Genomic DNA, 20,658 nt, shown 5'->3' with positions numbered 1-20,658 from the left:
TTCCCCTATCTTTGCCGCGGTTTACATCCTCGATTTATGAAGCCCGGCATCATTTGCATGGTCATATTGTGTTGGGGACTGTTTGCGCAGTACCCGATTTTTGCCCAGAGCGCCCGCTACAAAGCGCACCTGAATGTGGCACGTCAGCATGGTGTACCCTTGCTAAAAAGCAGCGCACAGGTTAAGAATTATGTAGGCAAAAAAAAGCTGGCAAAGGTCAATTCGGGGAAAGGATACCGGGTCCAAAAGCTGGATTATAGCAGCCCTTATCTCACACCAAGGGCAAAAGCGGTGCTCAACCAGATCGCCCGTTCCTTCAATGCCCAAACGAAAAGTACATTTACGGTTACCTCGCTTACAAGAACCGTGCATTCGCAAAGCCGGCTGCGGCGGGTAAACGGGAATGCCACTTCCGGCCTGAGTTCGCATAACTATGGTAGTTCTTTCGACATTTCTTATATCCGCTTCAATGGCCGCAAAGGGCCCAACAAAAGGCTGGAACGTGCGTTGCATGCGGTGTTGGCCAATTACCAGGCCAGAGGAAAAATCCTTTTTATAAAGGAGTATTATGTCAGCTGCTTTCACGTTACGGTCCGGTAGCACCTTCCGGAGTAAAATTCAGCATCCACCGGATGCCGAAGCGGTCAGTCAGTGATGCATAGTAACTGCCTGATTTTGTGGGGATCACCCGCTGCGTGGCAGTGCCGCCCTTAGCTAAACGCTGATATACGAGCATCAACTCATTCAAACTCCGGCATTCCAGCAACAGGGCAATATTGTTACCCTGGTGCAGGCCTTCGTCCGGTACCAGATCGGTTGCTACAATTTCAGCATAGGTGCTTCGCAAGGATGCCTGTAAAATGTAGGCTTCCAGCGCTTTGGGCAGCTGTTCGGCGCCAACCGATTCGCCCAGTGTTTGAAAATGCAACTCCCCGCCCAGGCATTTTTTATAAAAAAGCATGGCCTCACGGCAATTCCCGTTAAATGTTAAATATGATTTTATGCGGATCACAGGCGATTCTTTCAACTACAAAATTCAAGAAACCGGGGCGTTTATACTGGTGGCATATACGCCATTGACAGGGGTTGTTAGCGACAGATACATTATTTATCTTTACGAAAATTTTTCAAAATGAAACGGATCTGTATTTACGTCCCTGTCAACGGGGTTATTGAAGCCATTACACCGGCGGCAAGAATTTTTCAGACCGCCAATGAATTTCTTACAGCCAACGGTTATTCTGCAAAATTCAAAGTAGAACTGGTGGGCTTAAAAAAAACGATTCCCCTTTCCAATGGACTATACACGGTAACTACAGACCGTTTACTCAAGGATGTAACCGAAGCGGACCTCCTGATCATCCCTGCTTTGATTGATGGAGACATGAGCCAGGCCGTGGCATTAAATGAGCCGGCGTTACCCCTTATTACAGCTATCCATGCCCGGGGCACAGAAGTGGCCTCCCTTTGTTTGGGCGCCTTCCTGCTGGCAGCCACCGGTATCCTTGATCATAAAAAATGTTCCACACACTGGGCTTATTACGATGAGTTTATGCAACTATATCCCAATGTTGAAGTCACCGATGGCACGGTTATTACCGATGAAGCCGGAGTGTATTCGAGCGGCGGAGCCAATTCTATATGGAACCTGTTGCTTTATCTGGTTGAAAAATATACCAACCGCGAAACAGCCATTCTTCTCGCCAAATATTTTGCCATTGATATCGACCGGAATAGCCAGAATGCTTTTTCCATCTTTAAGGGCCAAAAAAACCATAATGACGAAGACATTATAAAAGCGCAGGATTTTATTGAAAAGAACATTGGAGAACGCATCAGCATCGACCAGCTGGCAGCCCTGATCGCTGTGAGCCGGAGAAGTTTTGAACGCCGGTTTAAGCAGGCAACCAACAACACCGTACTGGAATATATTCAGCGCGTGCGCATTGAAGCCGCTAAACGAAAATTTGAAACCAAACGCCTGAATATAAACGAGGTGATGTATGATGTAGGTTATACGGACACCAAGGCTTTCCGCGATGTATTCAAAAAGGTAACCGGTCTTACTCCTATTGAATATCGAAACAAGTACTACAAACCCAACCTGGAAATGCCCGCTGCCAGTTATGCGTTTTCTGCGTAATATCAAACTCCCTTTTTATGCTGCTCGCCCTGCCCTGAAAGCTCACGTTATTTCAGCGTCCGGGGAAGCACTGCAGATGCAGAATCAGGTTCAGCAAAAACGAGACAGGTTCAGGTTGATATACCACGGGCCAACCAGGCAAATAAATCTGCTGTAAGGAATCAGGGGGCATCACCCGTTATTTCCGTAAAGCTTCACGCACTTTGGGTGCTATTTTGGTTCCATAAATTTCGATGGATTTCATAATATCCTTATGCTGAGGTGCCCCGGTATCCATATGTGTGGCAAAACGGGTAAGACCAAACAGTTCCTGCAGGTACAAAATTTTATCAATGGCCTCATTGGCATCCCCGATCACCAGCGCTCCGTTCCTGGTTTTACCAAAATCAAACTGATTTCTGTGGTAGGGGGGCCATCCTCTTGTACGTCCGACGCGGTCCATCTGGGCAGCATACAGCGGGTAATACATTTCACTAAGCGCCGCGCTATCTTCTCCGTAAAACCCATGCACATGAATACCCACCTGGTATTGCGCCATGGGATGCCCGTATTGCTGATAGGTTTCTTTATATAGTTCAAAAAAGGGCTGAAACTGGGCCGGCGATCCACCAATAATGGCAATCATTAACGGCAAGCCCAAACGGCCCGCCCGCTCTACAGAGGAGGGCGTGCCTCCAACAGCAATCCAAACCGGCAAGTGGTTGTTGGTAGCTCGAGGCAACACCATCTGTTCCTGTAATGATGCCCGATGCTTTCCCTGCCATGTGATCACCGGTTCCTTGTTTATTTTTAACAGCAGGTCCAGTTTCTCCTCAAACAACGCATCATAATTGCGAAGATCATATCCAAACAACGGGAAGGATTCAATAAAACTCCCCCGGCCCGCCATCAGCTCTGCCCGGCCATCGGAAAGCAGGTCTACCATTGCGAAGTTCTGATACAATTTCACCGGATCGGAGGAACTGACCACCGATACGGCACTCCCCAGTTTGATATTTTTTGTAACCGTTGAAGCCGCTGCCAATACAATTTCCGGACTGGGCACCGCGTAATCCGGACGGTGATGCTCGCCAATACCAAAGTAATCGAGACCTACCTCATCCATTAATTTTATTTCTTCGATGATCTCCTTTAACCGTTCACCCGGCGCCTGAACCGAATTGGTTTCAGGATCAAAATGAAGGTCGCCAAACATACTGATACCGAGTTCCATATTTCTTGTTTTAGATACAAATTTAACAGGCTTCCCCGGAGTTGCACTTAATCTAGATTAATGAAAAAAGCTGCCGGTTTATACCAGCAACACTGTATTTTGCACAGAATATTCTGATCCTTGTAAACCTGTTTAAATATCACGGTATTGAATCACCTTCATCTAAAGACGCGTTTTCAGCTCCTTTTCCTGTTGCTGATCACCGGCAGCTGCCTGGCGCAAAAGCCGGCAGACAGCACCCTGCGCCGCGGCTATGCCTTAAAACCACAATGTTTCCATTCCCGTAAAATTACGGGGCGTTCCTACATACTTCCGGCAGCCCTGGTAGCCTATGGCACCATTGCTACAATTGCACGCGTACAAAAAACGGAACGATTTGTGGATGAACCCCGCATCTCCTTAAAAGAAACCAGCGCCCTCCTCGAACCTGAAAATTATACAGCCTTTGCGCCGGCTGCCGCTGTATTTGGCCTGCAGGTCATGGGCGTAAAAGGAATCCACAAACCGCAGGAGCAGGCACTGCTGCTGGCCTTATCGGCCGGAATTTCTTCATCCCTTGTTTACCCTTTGAAAAATAATACCCGGGTCGTACGACCCGACAAAAGCGATGCACACTCCTTTCCCTCCGGGCATACTGCCCTTGCTTTTGCCACCGCCGAGTTCCTGCGTAGGGAATACGGACACCGTTCGGCATGGTATACGATAGCCGGTTACAGCGCTGCTACGGCAACCGCAGCCTTGCGGGTGACCAAAAACAAGCATTGGCTGGCAGATGCCGGAACCGGCGCCGGAATTGGGATTGCCGCCACCACAACGGCTTATTGGGTCTATAAAAAATTTAAAAAACAGGAGCGATCAGACAGGGCCAATGCCATTTTCTTTGTACCCGCCGTTTCCGGCAACTATTATGGCGTGCAACTGCTGAAGCTGCTTTAAAAGACTTTAAAATCCGCGGTCAAAAGCTTAGCTTTATCAAAACTACAGGTATGAACGATTCTGTATTCGCCGGTTCATCAACCAGTCAAAGCAAGGAAAATGAAAAAATCCCTTGCAGGCAGCTGCGCCCAGCATTGTTTGAATACATCAAACTGGAGCGCCCGGATCTTAAGCGCTCGGACAGTATTCCTTACAACGAACTTAATGAATACAAACTGCAATATATCTCCAAATACCTGCTGAGGGATATCCATCAGCTTTCAGAACTGGAAGATAGTGTGATCTCATCCATGACCAATCAAACGATCATATCCGATATGATTGATGAAGACGACAGTAACCAATTAACGATGGGACAACGGCTGGCCGACCGCGTATCTGGTTTTGGCGGCAGCTGGACCTTTATTATTGCTTTTATCATTTTCCTGCTGGCGTGGATCTTTGTCAATATATATTGGATGCATAACAAGGGCTTCGACCCCTACCCTTTTATCCTCCTCAACCTGATTCTTTCCTGCCTGGCAGCGCTCCAGGCGCCGATCATTATGATGAGCCAGAACCGGCAGGAAGAAAAAGACCGCGTCCGCTCAAAAATGGATTATATGGTAAACCTGAAGTCCGAACTGGAAGTGCGCATCCTTCATGAAAAGCTGGACCAGTTGCTCACCAACCAGGAAGAATACCTGGCCCGGTTGACGGACCTGGAAAGCAAACAACCCCGCTCCAAAACCTAACCTTCATATTAAAAAGCAATCAGCCAGCGGGCACAAGTTGCTGATTGGGGGTGCCTGGTTAAATGCAAAATTGTTTAATAATACAACATAGCACACAAAACAATCGTTATCCAGAGCCGCAATATGCACTCCCGGACCGGTGCCGGTTGAAGGTTCCAGGGATCAATGATTACTGCTGTATTCGCTCTCTGGTACCGGCAGGTTTTTCAGTGTTGAACTCCTGAGGGAAATCGTCGAGGAAGCCGAATACAAACCAATGCCGTTTCCAAAATATGTATAATCGATCAGGGACAGCTTTACAATGCCGTCGATGGCCAGTTCAATGTAATTGCCATAACGGATTAGCCGGAAGTGGAATTCCTTTTCTTCCTTTAAATGAAAAATATTATCCTGGAGAACATTATACACAAAATTCGACCGGGTATTAGCCGCGTTAAAACCCCAGCTTTGCAGATGTACAACACTATTGATTACGTCAAAGCTATAATAATACCCCGATCCTTCCTCATCGATATCGGTTACCAATCCTAATTTTCCCATACCTTCCACAGCCAGTATTCCTTCCCAGATAAAACTAGGCGCAGACTTTTGGATCACAAACACTTCGTATCCGCTGCGGGAACCGCAGGTCCACTTATCATGTGCCTGTTCAAAAGATGCAGTAGGATTTTGGAACAGCGTAATGATGGACCCCATCTCACGCTGGAGAAGCGTATGAATCACCATCTGGTCCCAGCGGTAATAACTCTTAAGCACCAGCCTTCCCCGTTCGTCTGTTTCCAGCTGCTTGGGCGGCGGAAAAATACGCAGGGCATTGACGTTGCCATTTGCATAAAAAAAGTTGTAGATCAGCAAATAATCACCGTCCTTTTGAATACGGGCGGCATAATTACCCTGCGGCAGCAGTACATTGTTATGAAAGCAATGATATTCGCCCATAAAGTCGGGTGCAAACCAGTAACGTACTTTTATATCTTCGCGGATCGAGCCCAGCAAATAATGCCTTCCGTTGAGTTCAAATACGCAGGGGCATTCCACGTCATCATACATGCGCGGGTAGTGCAGCGGCGGATGGAAGATCAGCTCCTTTTCCATTAATTGTACCAAACCTACACACCCCCGCCGCGAAACCGGTCCTGTAGCCGACCGTGTACAAACGAGGAAGAAAGTCTTTCCCTCATAGTCGTACCGGAACGGATCCCTGAAGCTCATCCAAAGCCGGGGATTATTCTCATAAGTTTCATAATAAGGGGCTCTTGGTCCAAAAGGAAACACTTCGTCGTTTACCTTCTCCCAGTCGAACAAATTATCTGAAACAGCCAGTCCGATTTTGGATACCACCCCACGGTCTTTGCGCTGCAATCCTGTATAATACATTTCGAAGCGGTTATTGGACGCATATACCTGCATGGTCCAGAGCATATCATCATCCCAGTCTCCCGGATCGCCTACGAACAGTGCGTTCTTTACTCTTCGCCAGGTAATACCATCTTTTGAAACCGCATGCGCGATATAGTCATGATTGGGAATGATCAGGTGAAAAAGATGGTATACATCTTTGTGCAGGATCATGGTTACATCTCCGATCTCCCATTCGCTAAATCCTGACCCTGAATATAAATTATCGGTTATCCGCTCCATTTTTTAAAAAATTAACTATATTTCAACCGTTTTAAGTCTGATTACCGCACTGTAGCGGTTGGGAGTTATTAAGTACGCCCTCCTCCTGGATGAACACCGGTGCTTTCCGCCCTCCGGGAACTGTACGGACTCCTTCCCTTTTAAAATAATACACAATGCAGGAATATTATATACAACTCTTTAGTCCGCATGGATTGATCCGTTATCATCAACCTGAAATCGGAAGAGATAAAGACACGGGCGGACAGGTAAAGTATGTACTGGAATTACTAGAGGCCCTGTCTCATCATCCGCAGGTCCGGAAGGTGGATCTTTTCACAAGGCGGATTGCAGATAAACGGGTATCAGAAACATACAATCACGAGATAGAAACCATATCCTCCAAGGCCCGTATTGTGCGCATCGCCTGTGGCGGTCAACTATACAAACCTAAAGAAAGTTTATGGGATAACCTTGATGAATTTGTAGACAAGGTAATCCGTTTTATAGAGAAGCAGGATGACTACCCCGATGTGGTACACGGGCATTATGCAGACGGCAATTACATCGCGGGTGAAATCAGCAAGATCTTCGAGATTCCCTTTATTGCTACGGGCCATTCATTGGGGCTGAACAAAAAAAGTATCCTTTTAAAGGACGGGCTTTCGGAAGAAACGATCAACCAGAAATTCAATATGGTCCGCAGAGTCAGTGAAGAGGAAAAGACCCTGCGGCAGGCCAACCTCATTATTGCGAGCACCCAACACGAAATCGATACACAATATAGCGCTTACCGGAACAAAGGCCAGGCCCGGTTCCGGATCATTCCTCCGGGCATCAATACCGATGTGTTTTATCCTTTTTACCGCATCGGGCTCCCTTCTTTTACGGTGCCCCTGGAACAGGAACAGGCCATGTACCGGGTAAACTCAGAGATCGAGCGCTTTCTCTTCGCCCCGGGGAAACCCCTTATTCTTTCGATCGGGCGCGCCGACAAACGTAAAAATTTTGATACCCTCATTGATTGTTTCGGCCAGGACAAAGAATTACAAAGCATGGCCAACCTGGCCATTTTTGCGGGGGTGCGGAAAGACATTACACAGATGCCGGAAGATGAGCAGGAAATTCTGACCCGGCTGCTGCTGCTAATGGACAAATACGACCTGTATGGTAAGATGGCATTACCAAAAAAAAATGATCCTTCACTGGAAGTGCCCGAAATATACCGCCTGGCAGCCCAGCGCAAGGGCGTATTTGTAAATGCCACCCCTGGTGAAAATTTCGGACTAACCATTGTAGAAGCTGCAGCCTGTGGTTTGCCGATCGTGGCTTCACCCACGGGGGGGCCGAAAGAGATTATCGGAAATGCCCGCAACGGTATGCTGGTAAATGTTCAGGACACCAGAGAGGTGGCGGACGCTTTAAAGAAAATCATTGCCGATACCACGCTCTGGGAACGATATTCTGCTAACGGGATACGGGCCGGACAGGAAGATTATTCCTGGGAAGCCCATGTAAAAAACTATCTCAATGCTATTGATGATATATATCAACCAACCGCTCAGCTAAAAGAAACACAGGAACTGCCTTTTGGTAAAAAGCTGATGAAGGCCGATCTGTTCTTTATCTCTGATCTTGATGGAACGCTTGTGGAAGGCGATGATGATTCGGGCCTGGATCAAATAAAACAATGGGTAGATGATCATAAGAATAAAGTGATTTTCGGGATCGCTTCCGGCCGCAATAAAGAACTTACGCGTGCTGCACTTCAGCAGTTCCGGTTTCCGGAGCCCGATATCCTCATTTGTTCTGCCGGAACGGAAATTTACTATACCCGCAATTTTCTCCCCGACCCCGGATGGGAAAGCCACATCAATCATCAATGGAAACGGAAAGAGTTGGTAGCAGCGCTCGAAAACTATCCGGGTTTACACCTGCAGGAACCCGATGCCCAGTGGGAATACAAACTCAGCTACTACGTGGATGAGCGCTTTAAGGAGGGCGATCTTGCAAATCTTTACAAATTTCTGGATGACCGCAAACTGAGAGCAAAAATATTGCTGACAGACAACCGGTACCTGGACATTCTACCAGTAAGAGCGGGTAAAGGCAACGCCGTCCGCTACCTGAGCTATAAGTGGCAGCTGCCGCTGGATCATTTCATAACTGCCGGCAACGGGGGCAATGATATCGATATGCTGCGCGGTCAAACCAGGGGCATCGTCGTTTCGAATCACAGCCCCGAACTGGAGTCGTTAAAAAAGAGCCGGCACGTATACTTCGCCAGGGAGCAACAGGCCGCAGGTGTTATGGAAGGCATCCGGCATTACCAGGATCTTCAATCGTTAAAAAATGAGAAGGCAGACACCAGAAATGAGAAGTAAGACAGGAGTAACGGGATTCCGGTTGCCATCCGGATAAAAATCTTAAAAGATGAATTATATTCTTATTTTTACCGCTCATAATTCAACTGTATGGCATATAATCTTTTAAAAGGGAAAAAAGGAATCATCTTTGGTGCATTGGATGAAAAATCCATTGCATGGAAAACGGCACAGCAATGCTATCGCGAAGGAGCAGAACTGGTGCTGACCAATGCTCCGGTAGCGCTACGCATGGGCGAAATCAACAAGCTGGCCGAAGCGTGCGGTAACGCCCCGGTGATCGGCGCCGATGTTACCAGCATGGATGACCTGAAATCCCTGTTTGAACAATCAACAGCACATTTTGGAGGAAAAATCGATTTTATCCTGCACTCTGTAGGTATGGGTTTAAATGTGCGGAAGGGGAAAGGATATACCGATTTAAATTACGACTGGAACCATAAAACATTTGACATCTCGTCCATGAGCCTGCACCGCATCTTAAAGACAGCATGGGATCTGGACGCTTTAAATGAACACGCCAGCGTAATTGCGCTGACCTATATTGCAGCACAACGTGTATTTCCCGACTATAGTGAGATGGCAGATGCCAAAGCCCTGCTCGAGAGCATTACCCGCACATTTGGCTATTACTATGGTGTTAAGAAAAAAGTACGGATCAACACCATTTCACAGTCGCCTACCAAAACCACTGCAGGCAGTGGCGTAAAAGGGTTTGATAATTTTATCAGCTATGCAGAGAAAATGAGCCCCCTAGGTAACGCTCCTGCAGAAGACTGCGCCAATTATATTTCCGTTATGTTCAGCGATCTTACCCGCTATGTAACCATGCAAAACCTTTTCCACGATGGAGGGTTCAGTTTTACGGGTGTTACGGAAGCGGTATTGGAATCGATGCAGTAATTCAGCAGCTCAATGGCGGACAATCGTATTTCCCGCCGTTCCGATAAAAAAGGAGTGGAGGCATCTTGTGATGCCTCCACTCCTTTTTTATTTTGCCGGTTGCAACTGCCGGGTTTAGCCGCGTTACAAGGCAACAATCACCTTGCCAACCGTTCTTCCGGTTTCCACCTGCAGATGGGCCTTTGCCATTTCTCCGAAGGGATAAACGGCAGCCACCCGGGCTTTTAGTTTTCCTTCCTCAAGCAGTGCGGCAATAGACTGCATATCCCGTCCGCTTGATTGTACCATAATCTGCCGGAGGTCAACCTCTCTTGCTGCAGCGGCGGCCTTTGCTTCCGCAGAAAAATTCGGAGTAGGCAAGGTAATGATGCCTCCGCCAGGTCTGGTTACAGCAACCGACCGTACCAATATGTCGCCGCCCATAGTGTCCAGCACAAAATCCATATCCTTCAGCACCTCGTCGAATTTATCTTTTGTGTAATCAATATGTGCATCGGCGCCCAATGACAGGATGAAATCCCGGTTCGTTGCAGAAGAAGTTGCTACCACATAAGCCCCCAGCAATTTTGCAATCTGTATCGCGAAATGCCCCACCCCACCGGCACCTGCATGAATGAGCACTTTATCTCCCTTGCCAACAGGGTTAGCCGGTACCAGGGCCTGCCATGCGGTTAAAGCCGCCAGCGTAGCTGCGGCGGCCACTTCATGCGTGCAGCCGGATGGCTTCAATGCCAGCTGGTCTTCCGGGGCTGCTACATATTCGGCGTAGCCATTACCACTTCCCGGAAAATTCACCATTCCAAACACCGCATCTCCCTTTTTGAATTTCGTTACATCAATGCCGGTGGCCGCCACTTCTCCCGAAATATCCCATCCCAGGATGACGGGACGCTGTGCACCAAAAAGCCAGTTAATCGTATTGCTGTTTGCCCTTGCTTTTACATCAACCGGGTTTATGCTGATGGCCTTTGTTTTTATCAGCACCTCGTTCTTTTTTACAACCGGTTCTGGCAGATCTGTCAGTTGCAGCTGCTCCACTCCTCCGGCCTCTTGTAATAAAATTGCTTTCATTGATTGATCATTTTAGCATGCAAATCTATTTTTATAGTATCTTTAAAACAAGTATGCACTTTTTAGTAACCTATCTACTAAAAGTATACTATTGTTGATTATCAGCGATTAAAAAGAGCATAAATGGCAAAAATAATTTCTACAGACTATGTCTGCTCCCTGGATTATGCGTTCCGAAGGGTTGGAGGCAAGTACAAGGGACGCATTTTATGGTACATTCACGCACATAAAAATGTGCTGCGCTATGGCGAACTGAAACGCCTTTTGCAAAACATTACGCCCAAGATGCTTACGCAAACCTTACGGGAGCTGGAAGAGGATCACCTGATAAGCAGGCATGTTTATCATGAAGTGCCCCCGCGTGTAGAATACGCACTAACAGCAACCGGGAAAGAGCTGATCCCGTTTATTAGTCATTTGAAGCAGTGGGGCGATAAGCAGATCCGGCAGGAAAAGAAGAAGGCTCAAACAGCGACGGCGCTGGTGTAGGGAATGAACTGCGCCCGCCCCCGGGGAAACGGCAGGAACAAGCACGGCGATGCCGTTATAGACCTAAAAAAGCTGTATCAAAAGTCTTATTGTATTAGGAAAAGCCCCTATTTCAACAACCTTTTGATACAGCTATGTATGTAACAATTGAACTCTAGTGCTTCTGATAAGCCACTGCTGTTTGCTTTGAGGTGCCCAGCCCCTCAATTCCCAGCTCTACCACATCGCCGGGCTTCAGGTACCAGGGTTCGGGTTTTTGTCCCAGCCCCACGCCTGCCGGTGTTCCGGTAGAAATCACATCACCCGGAAGCAGGGTCATAAACTGGCTCAGATGACTGATCACCTGCTGGATATTAAAAATAAAATCTGAAGTTGTGGAATTTTGCATCATGGTTCCGTTTACCTTCAGCCAGAGGTTGAGGTTATTCGGGTTTGCAATTTCATCCGAAGTAGCCATAAAGGGCCCCAGTGGTGCAAAAGTGTCACAGCTCTTTCCCTTTACCCATTGACCGCCGCGTTCGATCTGGAATTCGCGTTCGCTGTAATCATTGTGCAGCGCATAACCCGCTACATAATCCAAGGCCTCGGCTTCTTCCACGTAGGAAGCTTTTTTCCCGATTACTACCGCCAGTTCTACTTCCCAATCTGTTTTAACCGAATTCTTTGGAATGATTACATCATCAAAAGGGCCGCACAATGCTGTGGTGGATTTAAAAAACACCACCGGTTCCTTTGGGATCGGCGCATTGGTTTCTTTCGCATGCAGGGCATAGTTCAGACCGATGCAAATAATTTTGGAAGGACGGGCCACACAACTTCCCCAGCGTTCCTGTGCCTCCACTTTTGGCAAACTGGAAGCCTGTTCAGTCACAAACTGCTTCAATCGCTCCAGGCCGTTATTTGCAAAAAAAGCTTCGTTATAATCTTCTCCAAATGCAGATGTATCGTAACGTACATCATCGATAAGCACGCCTGGTTTTTCCTTTCCCGGTTGTCCGTACCTGATTAATTTCATATGCTCAATTTATTGTTTATTATTCATTGTTTATTGCTTAAGGTTACATAATCAACCAAAAACCACCAATCCTTTTAATTGTTCAGCTTAATGAATCCCCCGTCGATGGGATAATCGCAGCCCGTAATAAAGGAAGCCTCATCGCTGCAGAGGTACAGGATCAGTGCCGCAATCTCTTCCGGTTTTGCCATACGGCCGATGGGCTGTGTTTTGGATAATTTATCAAACATTTCTTTTTCCCGGCCCGGATAGGTTTTGGCAAGGAAGCCATCCACAAACGGCGTATGCACCCTTGCAGGAGAAACACAATTACAGCGAATGCCATCGTTGATATAATCTTTGGCAACCGATAAGGTCATGGCCAGCACGGCACCCTTGCTCATTGAATACGCAAACCGGTCGGGCAACCCCACGCTGGAAGCGATAGAAGCCATATTGATGATCACACCGCTACCCTGCGCTTTCATCTTGGGTATGGCCGCATGCAGGGTATTGTAAACCCCCTTTACATTCACGTTATAAACGCGGTCGAAATCGGCTTCCCCGGTAGTGTCGGCCTTTCCGATATGAGAGATCCCGGCGCTGTTCACCAGGATGTCGATCGCTTCCAGCAGACCGAAAGCTGTTGCTACTTCCTGCTGGCTGGATACATCCAGGAACATCGGCTCGGCATTCCCCCCGGAAGCTCTGATTTCTTCGATTGTTTGTAGTCCGGCTTCTTTGTTAAAATCCGCCACTATTACCCGGGCACCTGCCTTTGCAAACAGAACAGCCACAGCTTTTCCTATACCACTTCCACCTCCTGTTATGACAGCGGTCTTATTGATGAGTTGAAACATAATTGAATATATACGCTAAAATTAAAATGGCGCGGCTAATTTACCATATAAATGATAAAAAAGAGGAGGAAATGGTATATTATATTGAATGATCGGGCTTTTTCAATAAATAAACCGCTGCCGGAAACAGGAAATAAAATTTTCAAAATACTAATAATTTTAGTATTTTTATGCAAACTATTGTTTTTTAAGTATAAGCTCTTTCCCTAATAATTAATTTTATAAGCGTTTAAGCTTATAATTTAAATTATAAGTCTATTTGCTTATATTTGAAGTATGATAGCGATCATTACCGGAGATATTATTCGCTCGGAAAGTACGGACCCGAAGGAGTGGATGCCGATTTTAAAAAGCTTTTTAAAAAAGCAGGGCCAAACCCCGGTCGACTGGGAAATTTACCGGGGTGATGCCTTTCAGCTCCGGGTACAGCCTGCAGAAGCCCTCTTTAAATGCATGCTGTTAAAAAGTATGATCAAACAAAAACCCGATCTGGATGTGCGGCTCAGCATTGGTTTGGGAGACGCATCTTTTCAAACAGAAAAGATCACCGAATCGAATGGGACAGCCTTTGTAAGATCGGGCCGCAAATTTGACGGCATGAAGGAAGAAAAAACCACCCTGGCCCTGGCCACCGGTCATGAGTACACCGATGCCACGCTGAACCTTATGGCCCGGTTTGCATCGCTGGTCATGGACAACTGGAGCCTGGCAGCAGCAGAAATCGTGCAGCTGTTCCTGGAAAAGCCCGACTGGAACCAGCAACAGATCGCGGAAAAATTAAAGATCAACCAGTCTGCCGTAAGCCAGAGCCGCAAACGGGCACATTTTGACCTCCTGATGGATTTTAATACATTTTATCAAACAACGATAACCGGCCTTAACACATGATACTACTCATAAAATTGTTGCTGGCGCATTTACTGGGCGATTTTGTTTTGCAGCCATCCCGCTGGGTGGAAGAAAAAGAACGCAAAAAATACAAAAGCCCCAAGCTGTACCTGCACATACTTCTTCATTTTGCGCTGATCCTGCTCATCACCATGGATACCCGCTACCTGCCGCTGGCGGCCTTTATTGCCGGCAGCCATCTGCTGATCGATCTTGCAAAACTCCAGTTCCAAACCGCTAAAAACAGGAAAGCATTTTTTATCCTGGACCAGGTATTGCACCTCGCTGTGATCATATGCGCCGCCTGGTGGATGGAACCTTTTGCATGGCACCTGACGGCCGCGCAAACGAACGCACTGCTGATCACCACAACGGGCCTGGTATTGCTGACCACTCCGGTTTCGGTAATCATCAAACTGATCTTATCCAAGTGGGCGCCGGCAACGGAGATCCGGACTGATGTAATTGAAACAAAATCATTGCAGCATGCCGGCATGATGATCGGCTATATTGAGCGCATACTGGTGCTTATTTTTATCCTGAACTTGCAATGGGTTGCCATCGGATTCCTGGTAACCGCTAAATCCGTTTTTCGTTTCAGCGACCTGAAAGTCGGGCAGGACCGCAAACTGACCGAATACATTCTCATTGGCACCCTCTTGAGTTTTGGGATTGCCATCGTAATCGGGGTGATCGTAAATAAACTGCTGGTATCTGGTTTAACCGGTGCGTAATACAGCATGCACTGCATCGGCGCTGGTAGGATCCGGGTGTAAGTCATTCGTCCGCTTGCCATTATATTATCCCGTTTCACTCATGCCGGTACACCACCCTGCCCCGGGAAACACAAGCCGGAGCCGCTCCCCTCCTGTTAAATTCCGGTATTATAAGCATATGATCGATACTTACTGCAAGGTTTACAACAAGCAGGGAATACCGGTATACAATTCCGCCTGCTAACGGAACAAGCAGCTTTCCAAAACACCTGCAGGATCGATTATCGCTTAATGCAATCGTTTGTTCTTGATGCCTGTACCAGCAATGTACCTTGCGCAATCGTTTCCATAAACCCGTTTTTTACGGCGGGGCTTTGTTACTTTTACCGGATCATTTTTAATATAATTCAGCGATCATGAACCTGAAGTCTGGAATGGCCTTTTTTAAAAAAGGCGCTGTTACGATGCTAATTGCTACAGTCGCGCTCTTTACAGTTACCGCACAGGTAAAATCTCCCGCACCCGCTGCCATAAAACCGGCAGCCGACACCGTTGCCATTACCGGTGCCGCGAAGGTGGATGCAACCACCGTAAAGATCCGGTTGAGCAACCGGCAGGAATTACTGCTGGATTTCTATGGTGAAAACATCTTCCGCATGTTTACAGACCCTTCGGGCGGAGCCCTTCGCGCACCTGAGGCCACGCCACCGGCATCGATCCTTACAGATCATCCGCGCAAGACGGTTTCAAGGCTGGATGTAAAAGATAATGCGGGGCATGTAATAATTTCCACCAACGCGGTAGCCCTCGAATTCACCAAGGCAACGGCATTGCTTAAAATAACCAATATCAAAAGCAAACAAACCGTATTGCAAACATTAACGCCGGTGTTATTTGATAAAAAAACGACCAGTCTGAAGCTGAAAGAAAATCCATCTGAATACTTCTATGGAGGCGGTGTGCAAAACGGCCGGTTTTCCCATAAAGGCAAACTTATTTCCATCGAGAACCAGAACAGCTGGACGGATGGCGGCGTGGCCTCTCCTACCCCCTTTTACTGGTCGACCAACGGGTATGGCTTTATGTGGTATACGTTTAAAAAAGGCAAATACGATTTCGGTGCAAAAGAAAAAAACACAATCACCCTTTCACATGAAACCAACTACCTCGATGTATTCTTTATGATCGACCGGGAGCCGGTAGCCCTGCTGAACGATTTTTACCAGCTGACCGGCACCCCGGTACTGCTGCCCAAATTTGGGTTTTACGAAGGGCATCTGAATGCATATAACCGCGACTACTGGAAGGCGGATACAGTCGGAGTACTTTTTGAAGATGGCAAGCGCTATAAAGAAAGCCAGAAGGACAACGGAGGCATTAAAGAATCACTCAACGGTGAAAAAAACAATTATCCGTTTTCCGCAAGAGGCGTGATCGACCGTTATAAGGCCCATGACCTGCCGCTGGGCTGGATCCTCCCCAACGACGGATACGGCGCGGGCTACGGGCAAACGAGTACACTCGACAGCAATATCCGGAACCTGAAAGCTTTTGGTGATTACGCCCGGAGAAATGGCGTACAGATCGGGCTCTGGACACAATCGGATCTTCATCCCAAGGACAGTATTCCCGCATTGCTGCAGCGCGATATCATCAAAGAAGTAGGCATTGCCGGTGTACGGGTGTTGAAAACCGATGTAGCCTGGGTTGGGCCCGGCTATTCATTCGGCTTAAATGGCGTGTCGGACGTAGGGCAGATCATGCCTAAATATGGAAACAATGCCCGGCCCTTTATTATTTCCTTAGACGGATGGGCCGGCACCCAGCGTTATGCCGGTATCTGGAGCGGCGATCAGACCGGTGGTGTATGGGAATACATCCGTTTTCACATTCCTACCTACCTGGGGTCCGGACTGTCCGGACAACCCAATATCACTTCCGATATGGATGGTATCTTCGGTGGCAAAAACATTAAGGTAAATACCCGCGACTTCCAGTGGAAGGCCTTCACTCCTATGCAGCTGAATATGGATGGTTGGGGCGCTAATGAGAAATACCCTTATGCGCTGGGCGAGCCGGTTACATCCATCAACCGCACCTACCTGAAATTGAAATCAGAGCTGCTGCCCTATACCTACAGCATTGCCAAACAGGCCGTAACCGATTTACCCATCATCCGGGCAATGTTCCTGGAATATCCCAATACCTTTACCTATGGCAAGGCCACCCAGTACCAGTACCTGTATGGTCCCTGGTTCCTGGTTGCACCCATTTACCAGGAAACAAAGGCCGATGAAAAAGGCAATGATATCCGTAATAATATTTACCTGCCCGCCGGAACCTGGATCGACTATTTTACCGGCGACGTTTATGAGGGCAACCGGGTGCTGAACAATTTCGAAGCCCCGATCTGGAAACTGCCGGTATTTGTAAAAGCCGGTGCCATTATTCCTATGACCAACCCTAATAATAATGTTACTCAGATAGACCGCACCGCCCGTATTTACGAACTATACCCCGCAGGCAGCAGTTCCTTTACCGAGTATGACGATGACGGTTTTACAGAAGCCTACAAATCCGGCGCCGGCACCACCACGCAGATCCGGTCGGCCGTTCAAAAAAATACCGCCACCATCACGGTGCTGCCCACCAAAGGCAGTTACGACGGTTTTGTAAAAAATAAAACTACGGAGTTCCGGATCAATGTAACCCGGAAGCCTGCTGCTATTGTTGCAAAAACAGGTGCCGCAATGGTGAAGCTTAAAGCGGCTTCGTCCCTGGAAGCGTTCCGAGAGCAGGTAAACGTTTACTATTATGATGTGGCGCCCAACCTGAACCGCTTCGCTACAGCAGGCAGTCCTTTTGCTCAGACCACTATTACTAAAAATCCCCAGCTGCTGGTAAAGCTGGCAGCCACCGATATTACCGCTCATGCGATTACACTTACGGTAAATGGATTTTTCTTTACACCCGTAGATCCTTTGCGTAAACAGCATGGCAGACTGGCCGCTCCGTTGCAGGCCCAGGTCATCGACAGCAACCGCCAGGCCTATACCCTGACGCCCAGCTGGAAAAAGCAGGTCAATGCCGATTTTTATGAGATCGATTTCAACGGTCAGCGATACACCACCATCCGGGATACCAGCCTGCTGTTTGACGGGCTAACCCCTGAAACGCCCTACCAGTTCCGGATCCGGGCGGTAAATAAAGATGGGCAGTCGCCCTGGACCACCTTCTCTGCAAAAACAAAAGTGAACCCGCTTGAATTTGCCATTAAGGATATTACAGCCACCGGGTCAGCTGCGGATCAGGAAGGCAGTGAAATCGCACAGCTGGTTGATTTTGATGAAGGCAATACCTGGCATACCAAATGGGGCACAAAAGCGGTTCCTTTTGATATTGTACTCGACTTAAGATCCGTAAACCAGCTCGACAAGATACAATACCTACCGCGCACACGGGGCAATGGAATATGGCTTAAAGGAAGTATTTCGTACAGCACCAACAAATCAGAATGGACCAATGCCGGCAGTTTTGAATGGGCAAAGAACGGAGATACCAAAACCTTCCCTTTCAGTAACCATCCAACCGCCCGGTACATCAAAATTTCCGTAACAGAAGCAGTGGGTGATTTTGGTTCCGGACGCGAGCTATACGTATTTAAAGTACCTGGATCCGAAAGTTATATCCCCGGCGATATCAATAACGATCATATCATCGATAACAATGATCTGACCTCCTATATTAACTATACCGGGTTAAGAAGCGGCGACGGCGACTTTGAAGGTTATATCAGCAATGGAGATATTAATAAAAACGGCCTGATCGATGCCTATGATATTTCCAATGTGGCCACACGCCTTGAAGGCGGTGCCGATATGACCACCGTTGATACGCTTCAGGGGAAGATCGAAATCGCCACATCGAAAAAGACATACAATAAAGACGAGATCATTGAAATTCTTGTAAAGGGAATCAACCTGAAAGCCGTAAACGGATTAAGTTTTGCGCTGCCTTACAATGCACAGGACTACGAGTTTGCCGGTATCACTCCGTTAAACATAAAGGAGTTGGAAAACATGACCAACGACCGGCTGCATAGTAATGGTAAAAAAGCCTTGTATCCCACGTTTGTAAACATTGGCGATCAATCCGGGCTGGAGGGCACACAGGACCTGTTCATCATCAAACTGAAAGCAAAACGCAAGCTGGATTTTGAGCTCAAACCGGTGGATGGCATCCTGGTGGATAAGCGACTAAATACCATAGGTTTTTAAACACGGGCGTCCCCTGCGGGAGACACCCGGGAAGATCAGCAACCAAACAAACGACCAGCTTCTTTGCAGGGTCTCCAGAAAGGGACCCTGCAAATTATCGATACCTGTTATTCCTGCAAACCCGGGCGTCCCCTACGGGAGACGCCACGGGAAGATCAGCAACCAAACAAACGACCAGCTTCTTTGCAGGGTCTCCAGAAAGGGACCCTGCAAATTATCGATACCTGTTATTCCTGCAAACCCGGGCGTCCCCTACGGGAGACGCCACGGGAAGGTTAAACGGATCGTTGTCGTATGCTCAGGACTGTGGCTCCTCTGCAACCACCGGTCCTCCTTTAGCCAACTCACTTCCCTGCTTTTTGGATTTAAACACCGGCCAGAGGAACTGCGCATACCACTCTTCTTCCTGGTACGATTTAATGCCATAGGTTTCCGGGTATTTCCGGGTAATGATACCGGTACCAAAAATAATATCCCATATGAAGAACATATTTCCAAAATTGCCCTTATAATGACCAATGCCATCATCCGTTGAGTCGGCATGATGCGCATGGTGCGTAGCGGGTGTGGAGATCAGCCGTTCCAACACCCATCCAATGGGATGCAGCCACCGGTACGTGTAAAAAGGTTTGTCCCATTTGATACTGCTATGCGCAGAAAGCGTGATCAGCGATTTTACACCTCCGACAAACAACGCCGGCAAGCCCAGCCCGAGATAGGTCAGGATCGCTATGAGATAGATCTGCGAAAAGAAAATCGTATAAATAATATTCTGCCGGCTGGCCATCGACATGCCCATATAGGGAGCTGAATGGTGCGTCCGGTGAAACCGCCAAAGAAAAGGCACCTGGTGATGCAGCCGGTGGTACCAGTACTGGGTAAGATCATCGGCCACTGCAATGATCAGCGCGCCCCACCAGAACGGTACCCACACAAAAACATCTTTGGCGGCCGGCAACACCAGGGGCAGCAATTTCAGGCTGAAGAACGTAAGCACCGGAATAAACAGCAGTTTGGGCGCCACAAAGCAAACCAGATCCAGGATCTTCTCGTTGTGCGTCCAGCGGCGGTTTTCATAAAGCCCCGCAGCCACTTCAATAATGCCCACTTCAATCGCCAGAACAATCAGTCCCCATTTGCGGAGATGAGTAAATGTTGATTGCAGCCAGGCAGGAATATGCTCCTGCATGATCCGCAGGTTTTCGGCGGTACTATGATGCCAGGGTTTTTCATGCAATGCATAAAAATAGAGCAACATCAGTGCAACAGGCAGCAGGTACAATCCAGCGCTTATCAGGATATCCCTGGTGAGTTTCCGGGGATTTTCAATTTTATAATGCATATAATATCATTTAAAGTGTCAGCAGCAATTGCAGCAGGTATAGACCACCGGCTATAAAAGCCAGTGGTATCAATACTATGCCGATGCT

Annotated in this window: 17 protein-coding genes; 10 read left to right on the top strand and 7 right to left on the bottom strand. The window is 47.8% G+C overall.

Annotated elements, in window-relative coordinates; all coding sequences use genetic code 11:
• The first annotated feature begins 36 nt into the window (after window positions 1-36).
• Complete coding sequence (locus tag LL912_RS01825; protein ID WP_235551850.1) at window positions 37-600, top strand: DUF5715 family protein; 564 nt, start codon at window positions 37-39, stop codon at window positions 598-600.
• Here the strand turns inward: LL912_RS01825 and LL912_RS01820 are convergent.
• Window positions 587-1,012, bottom strand: a complete 426-nt coding sequence (locus LL912_RS01820) for a VOC family protein (RefSeq protein WP_235551849.1) — start codon at window positions 1,010-1,012, stop codon at window positions 587-589. The two genes, LL912_RS01825 and LL912_RS01820, sit on opposite strands and share 14 nt — an antisense overlap.
• A gap of 120 nt (window positions 1,013-1,132) precedes the next feature.
• On the opposite strand from LL912_RS01820, the gene LL912_RS01815 reads away from it, so the two are divergent.
• Window positions 1,133-2,143: a GlxA family transcriptional regulator gene (locus LL912_RS01815; RefSeq protein WP_235551848.1), complete on the top strand. Its 1,011-nt coding sequence runs from the start codon at window positions 1,133-1,135 to the stop codon at window positions 2,141-2,143.
• A 178-nt stretch (window positions 2,144-2,321) separates the two neighbouring features.
• Here the strand turns inward: LL912_RS01815 and LL912_RS01810 are convergent, their stop codons facing one another.
• Window positions 2,322-3,356 carry an Atu2307/SP_0267 family LLM class monooxygenase gene (locus LL912_RS01810; RefSeq protein ID WP_235551847.1) on the bottom strand — a complete coding sequence of 345 codons (1,035 nt, stop codon included), beginning with the start codon at window positions 3,354-3,356 and terminating at the stop codon, window positions 2,322-2,324.
• Between the two features lie 147 nt (window positions 3,357-3,503).
• Between LL912_RS01810 and LL912_RS01805 the strand changes: the two genes are divergently transcribed.
• Together LL912_RS01805 and LL912_RS01800 are read left to right on the top strand one after the other, a co-directional pair.
• The gene (locus LL912_RS01805; RefSeq protein WP_235551846.1) at window positions 3,504-4,292 is read left to right on the top strand and encodes a phosphatase PAP2 family protein; all 789 of its coding nucleotides are present in this window, start codon (window positions 3,504-3,506) and stop codon (window positions 4,290-4,292) included.
• A gap of 50 nt (window positions 4,293-4,342) precedes the next feature.
• Window positions 4,343-5,026, top strand: coding sequence for a DUF1003 domain-containing protein (locus LL912_RS01800; protein ID WP_235551845.1), 684 nt, complete (start codon window positions 4,343-4,345; stop codon window positions 5,024-5,026).
• Between the two features lie 162 nt (window positions 5,027-5,188).
• Here LL912_RS01800 and LL912_RS01795 read toward each other — a convergent pair whose 3' ends face one another.
• Window positions 5,189-6,667, bottom strand: a complete 1,479-nt coding sequence (locus tag LL912_RS01795) for a glycoside hydrolase family protein (protein ID WP_235551844.1) — start codon at window positions 6,665-6,667, stop codon at window positions 5,189-5,191.
• 155 nt (window positions 6,668-6,822) lie between these two features.
• Between LL912_RS01795 and LL912_RS01790 the strand changes: the two genes are divergently transcribed.
• On the top strand, window positions 6,823-9,030 hold the full coding sequence (locus LL912_RS01790; protein ID WP_235551843.1) for an HAD-IIB family hydrolase: 2,208 nt from the start codon (window positions 6,823-6,825) through the stop codon (window positions 9,028-9,030).
• A gap of 90 nt (window positions 9,031-9,120) precedes the next feature.
• A complete protein-coding gene (locus tag LL912_RS01785; protein WP_235551842.1) occupies window positions 9,121-9,933 on the top strand; it encodes an enoyl-ACP reductase FabI in 813 nt (270 codons plus the stop codon).
• 123 nt (window positions 9,934-10,056) lie between these two features.
• On the opposite strand, the gene LL912_RS01780 is transcribed toward LL912_RS01785, so the two are convergent.
• A complete protein-coding gene (locus tag LL912_RS01780) occupies window positions 10,057-11,004 on the bottom strand; it encodes an NADP-dependent oxidoreductase (protein WP_235551841.1) in 948 nt (315 codons plus the stop codon).
• A gap of 123 nt (window positions 11,005-11,127) precedes the next feature.
• On the opposite strand from LL912_RS01780, the gene LL912_RS01775 reads away from it, so the two are divergent.
• Window positions 11,128-11,493 carry a winged helix-turn-helix transcriptional regulator gene (locus tag LL912_RS01775; RefSeq protein WP_235551840.1) on the top strand — a complete coding sequence of 122 codons (366 nt, stop codon included), beginning with the start codon at window positions 11,128-11,130 and terminating at the stop codon, window positions 11,491-11,493.
• A 154-nt stretch (window positions 11,494-11,647) separates the two neighbouring features.
• Here LL912_RS01775 and LL912_RS01770 read toward each other — a convergent pair whose 3' ends face one another.
• The gene (locus LL912_RS01770) at window positions 11,648-12,508 is read right to left on the bottom strand and encodes a fumarylacetoacetate hydrolase family protein (protein ID WP_235551839.1); all 861 of its coding nucleotides are present in this window, start codon (window positions 12,506-12,508) and stop codon (window positions 11,648-11,650) included.
• A 74-nt stretch (window positions 12,509-12,582) separates the two neighbouring features.
• Window positions 12,583-13,347 (bottom strand): SDR family NAD(P)-dependent oxidoreductase, encoded by a 765-nt coding sequence (locus LL912_RS01765; RefSeq protein WP_235551838.1) that lies wholly within the window; start codon window positions 13,345-13,347, stop codon window positions 12,583-12,585.
• Window positions 13,348-13,623: 276 nt separating this feature from the next.
• On the opposite strand from LL912_RS01765, the gene LL912_RS01760 reads away from it, so the two are divergent.
• From LL912_RS01760 to LL912_RS01750, 3 genes are all read left to right on the top strand, one after another.
• Entirely contained in the window at window positions 13,624-14,235 is a 612-nt protein-coding gene (locus LL912_RS01760) for a SatD family protein (protein WP_235551837.1), read from the top strand.
• Complete coding sequence (locus LL912_RS01755; protein WP_235551836.1) at window positions 14,232-14,969, top strand: DUF3307 domain-containing protein; 738 nt, start codon at window positions 14,232-14,234, stop codon at window positions 14,967-14,969. The genes LL912_RS01760 and LL912_RS01755 overlap by 4 nt, the downstream gene beginning before the upstream one ends.
• 398 nt (window positions 14,970-15,367) lie before the next feature.
• Entirely contained in the window at window positions 15,368-19,228 is a 3,861-nt protein-coding gene (locus tag LL912_RS01750) for a TIM-barrel domain-containing protein (protein WP_235551835.1), read from the top strand.
• A 298-nt stretch (window positions 19,229-19,526) separates the two neighbouring features.
• Here LL912_RS01750 and LL912_RS01745 read toward each other — a convergent pair whose 3' ends face one another.
• Complete coding sequence (locus LL912_RS01745) at window positions 19,527-20,570, bottom strand: sterol desaturase family protein (protein ID WP_235551834.1); 1,044 nt, start codon at window positions 20,568-20,570, stop codon at window positions 19,527-19,529.
• Between the last annotated feature and the right edge of the window lie 88 nt (window positions 20,571-20,658).

The sequence above is a fragment of the Niabella agricola genome, assembly GCF_021538615.1.
GTDB classification, from domain to species: domain Bacteria; phylum Bacteroidota; class Bacteroidia; order Chitinophagales; family Chitinophagaceae; genus Niabella; species Niabella agricola.
Note: the sequence above shows the minus strand (reverse complement) of the source record. Positions and strands in the feature narration are given on the sequence as shown.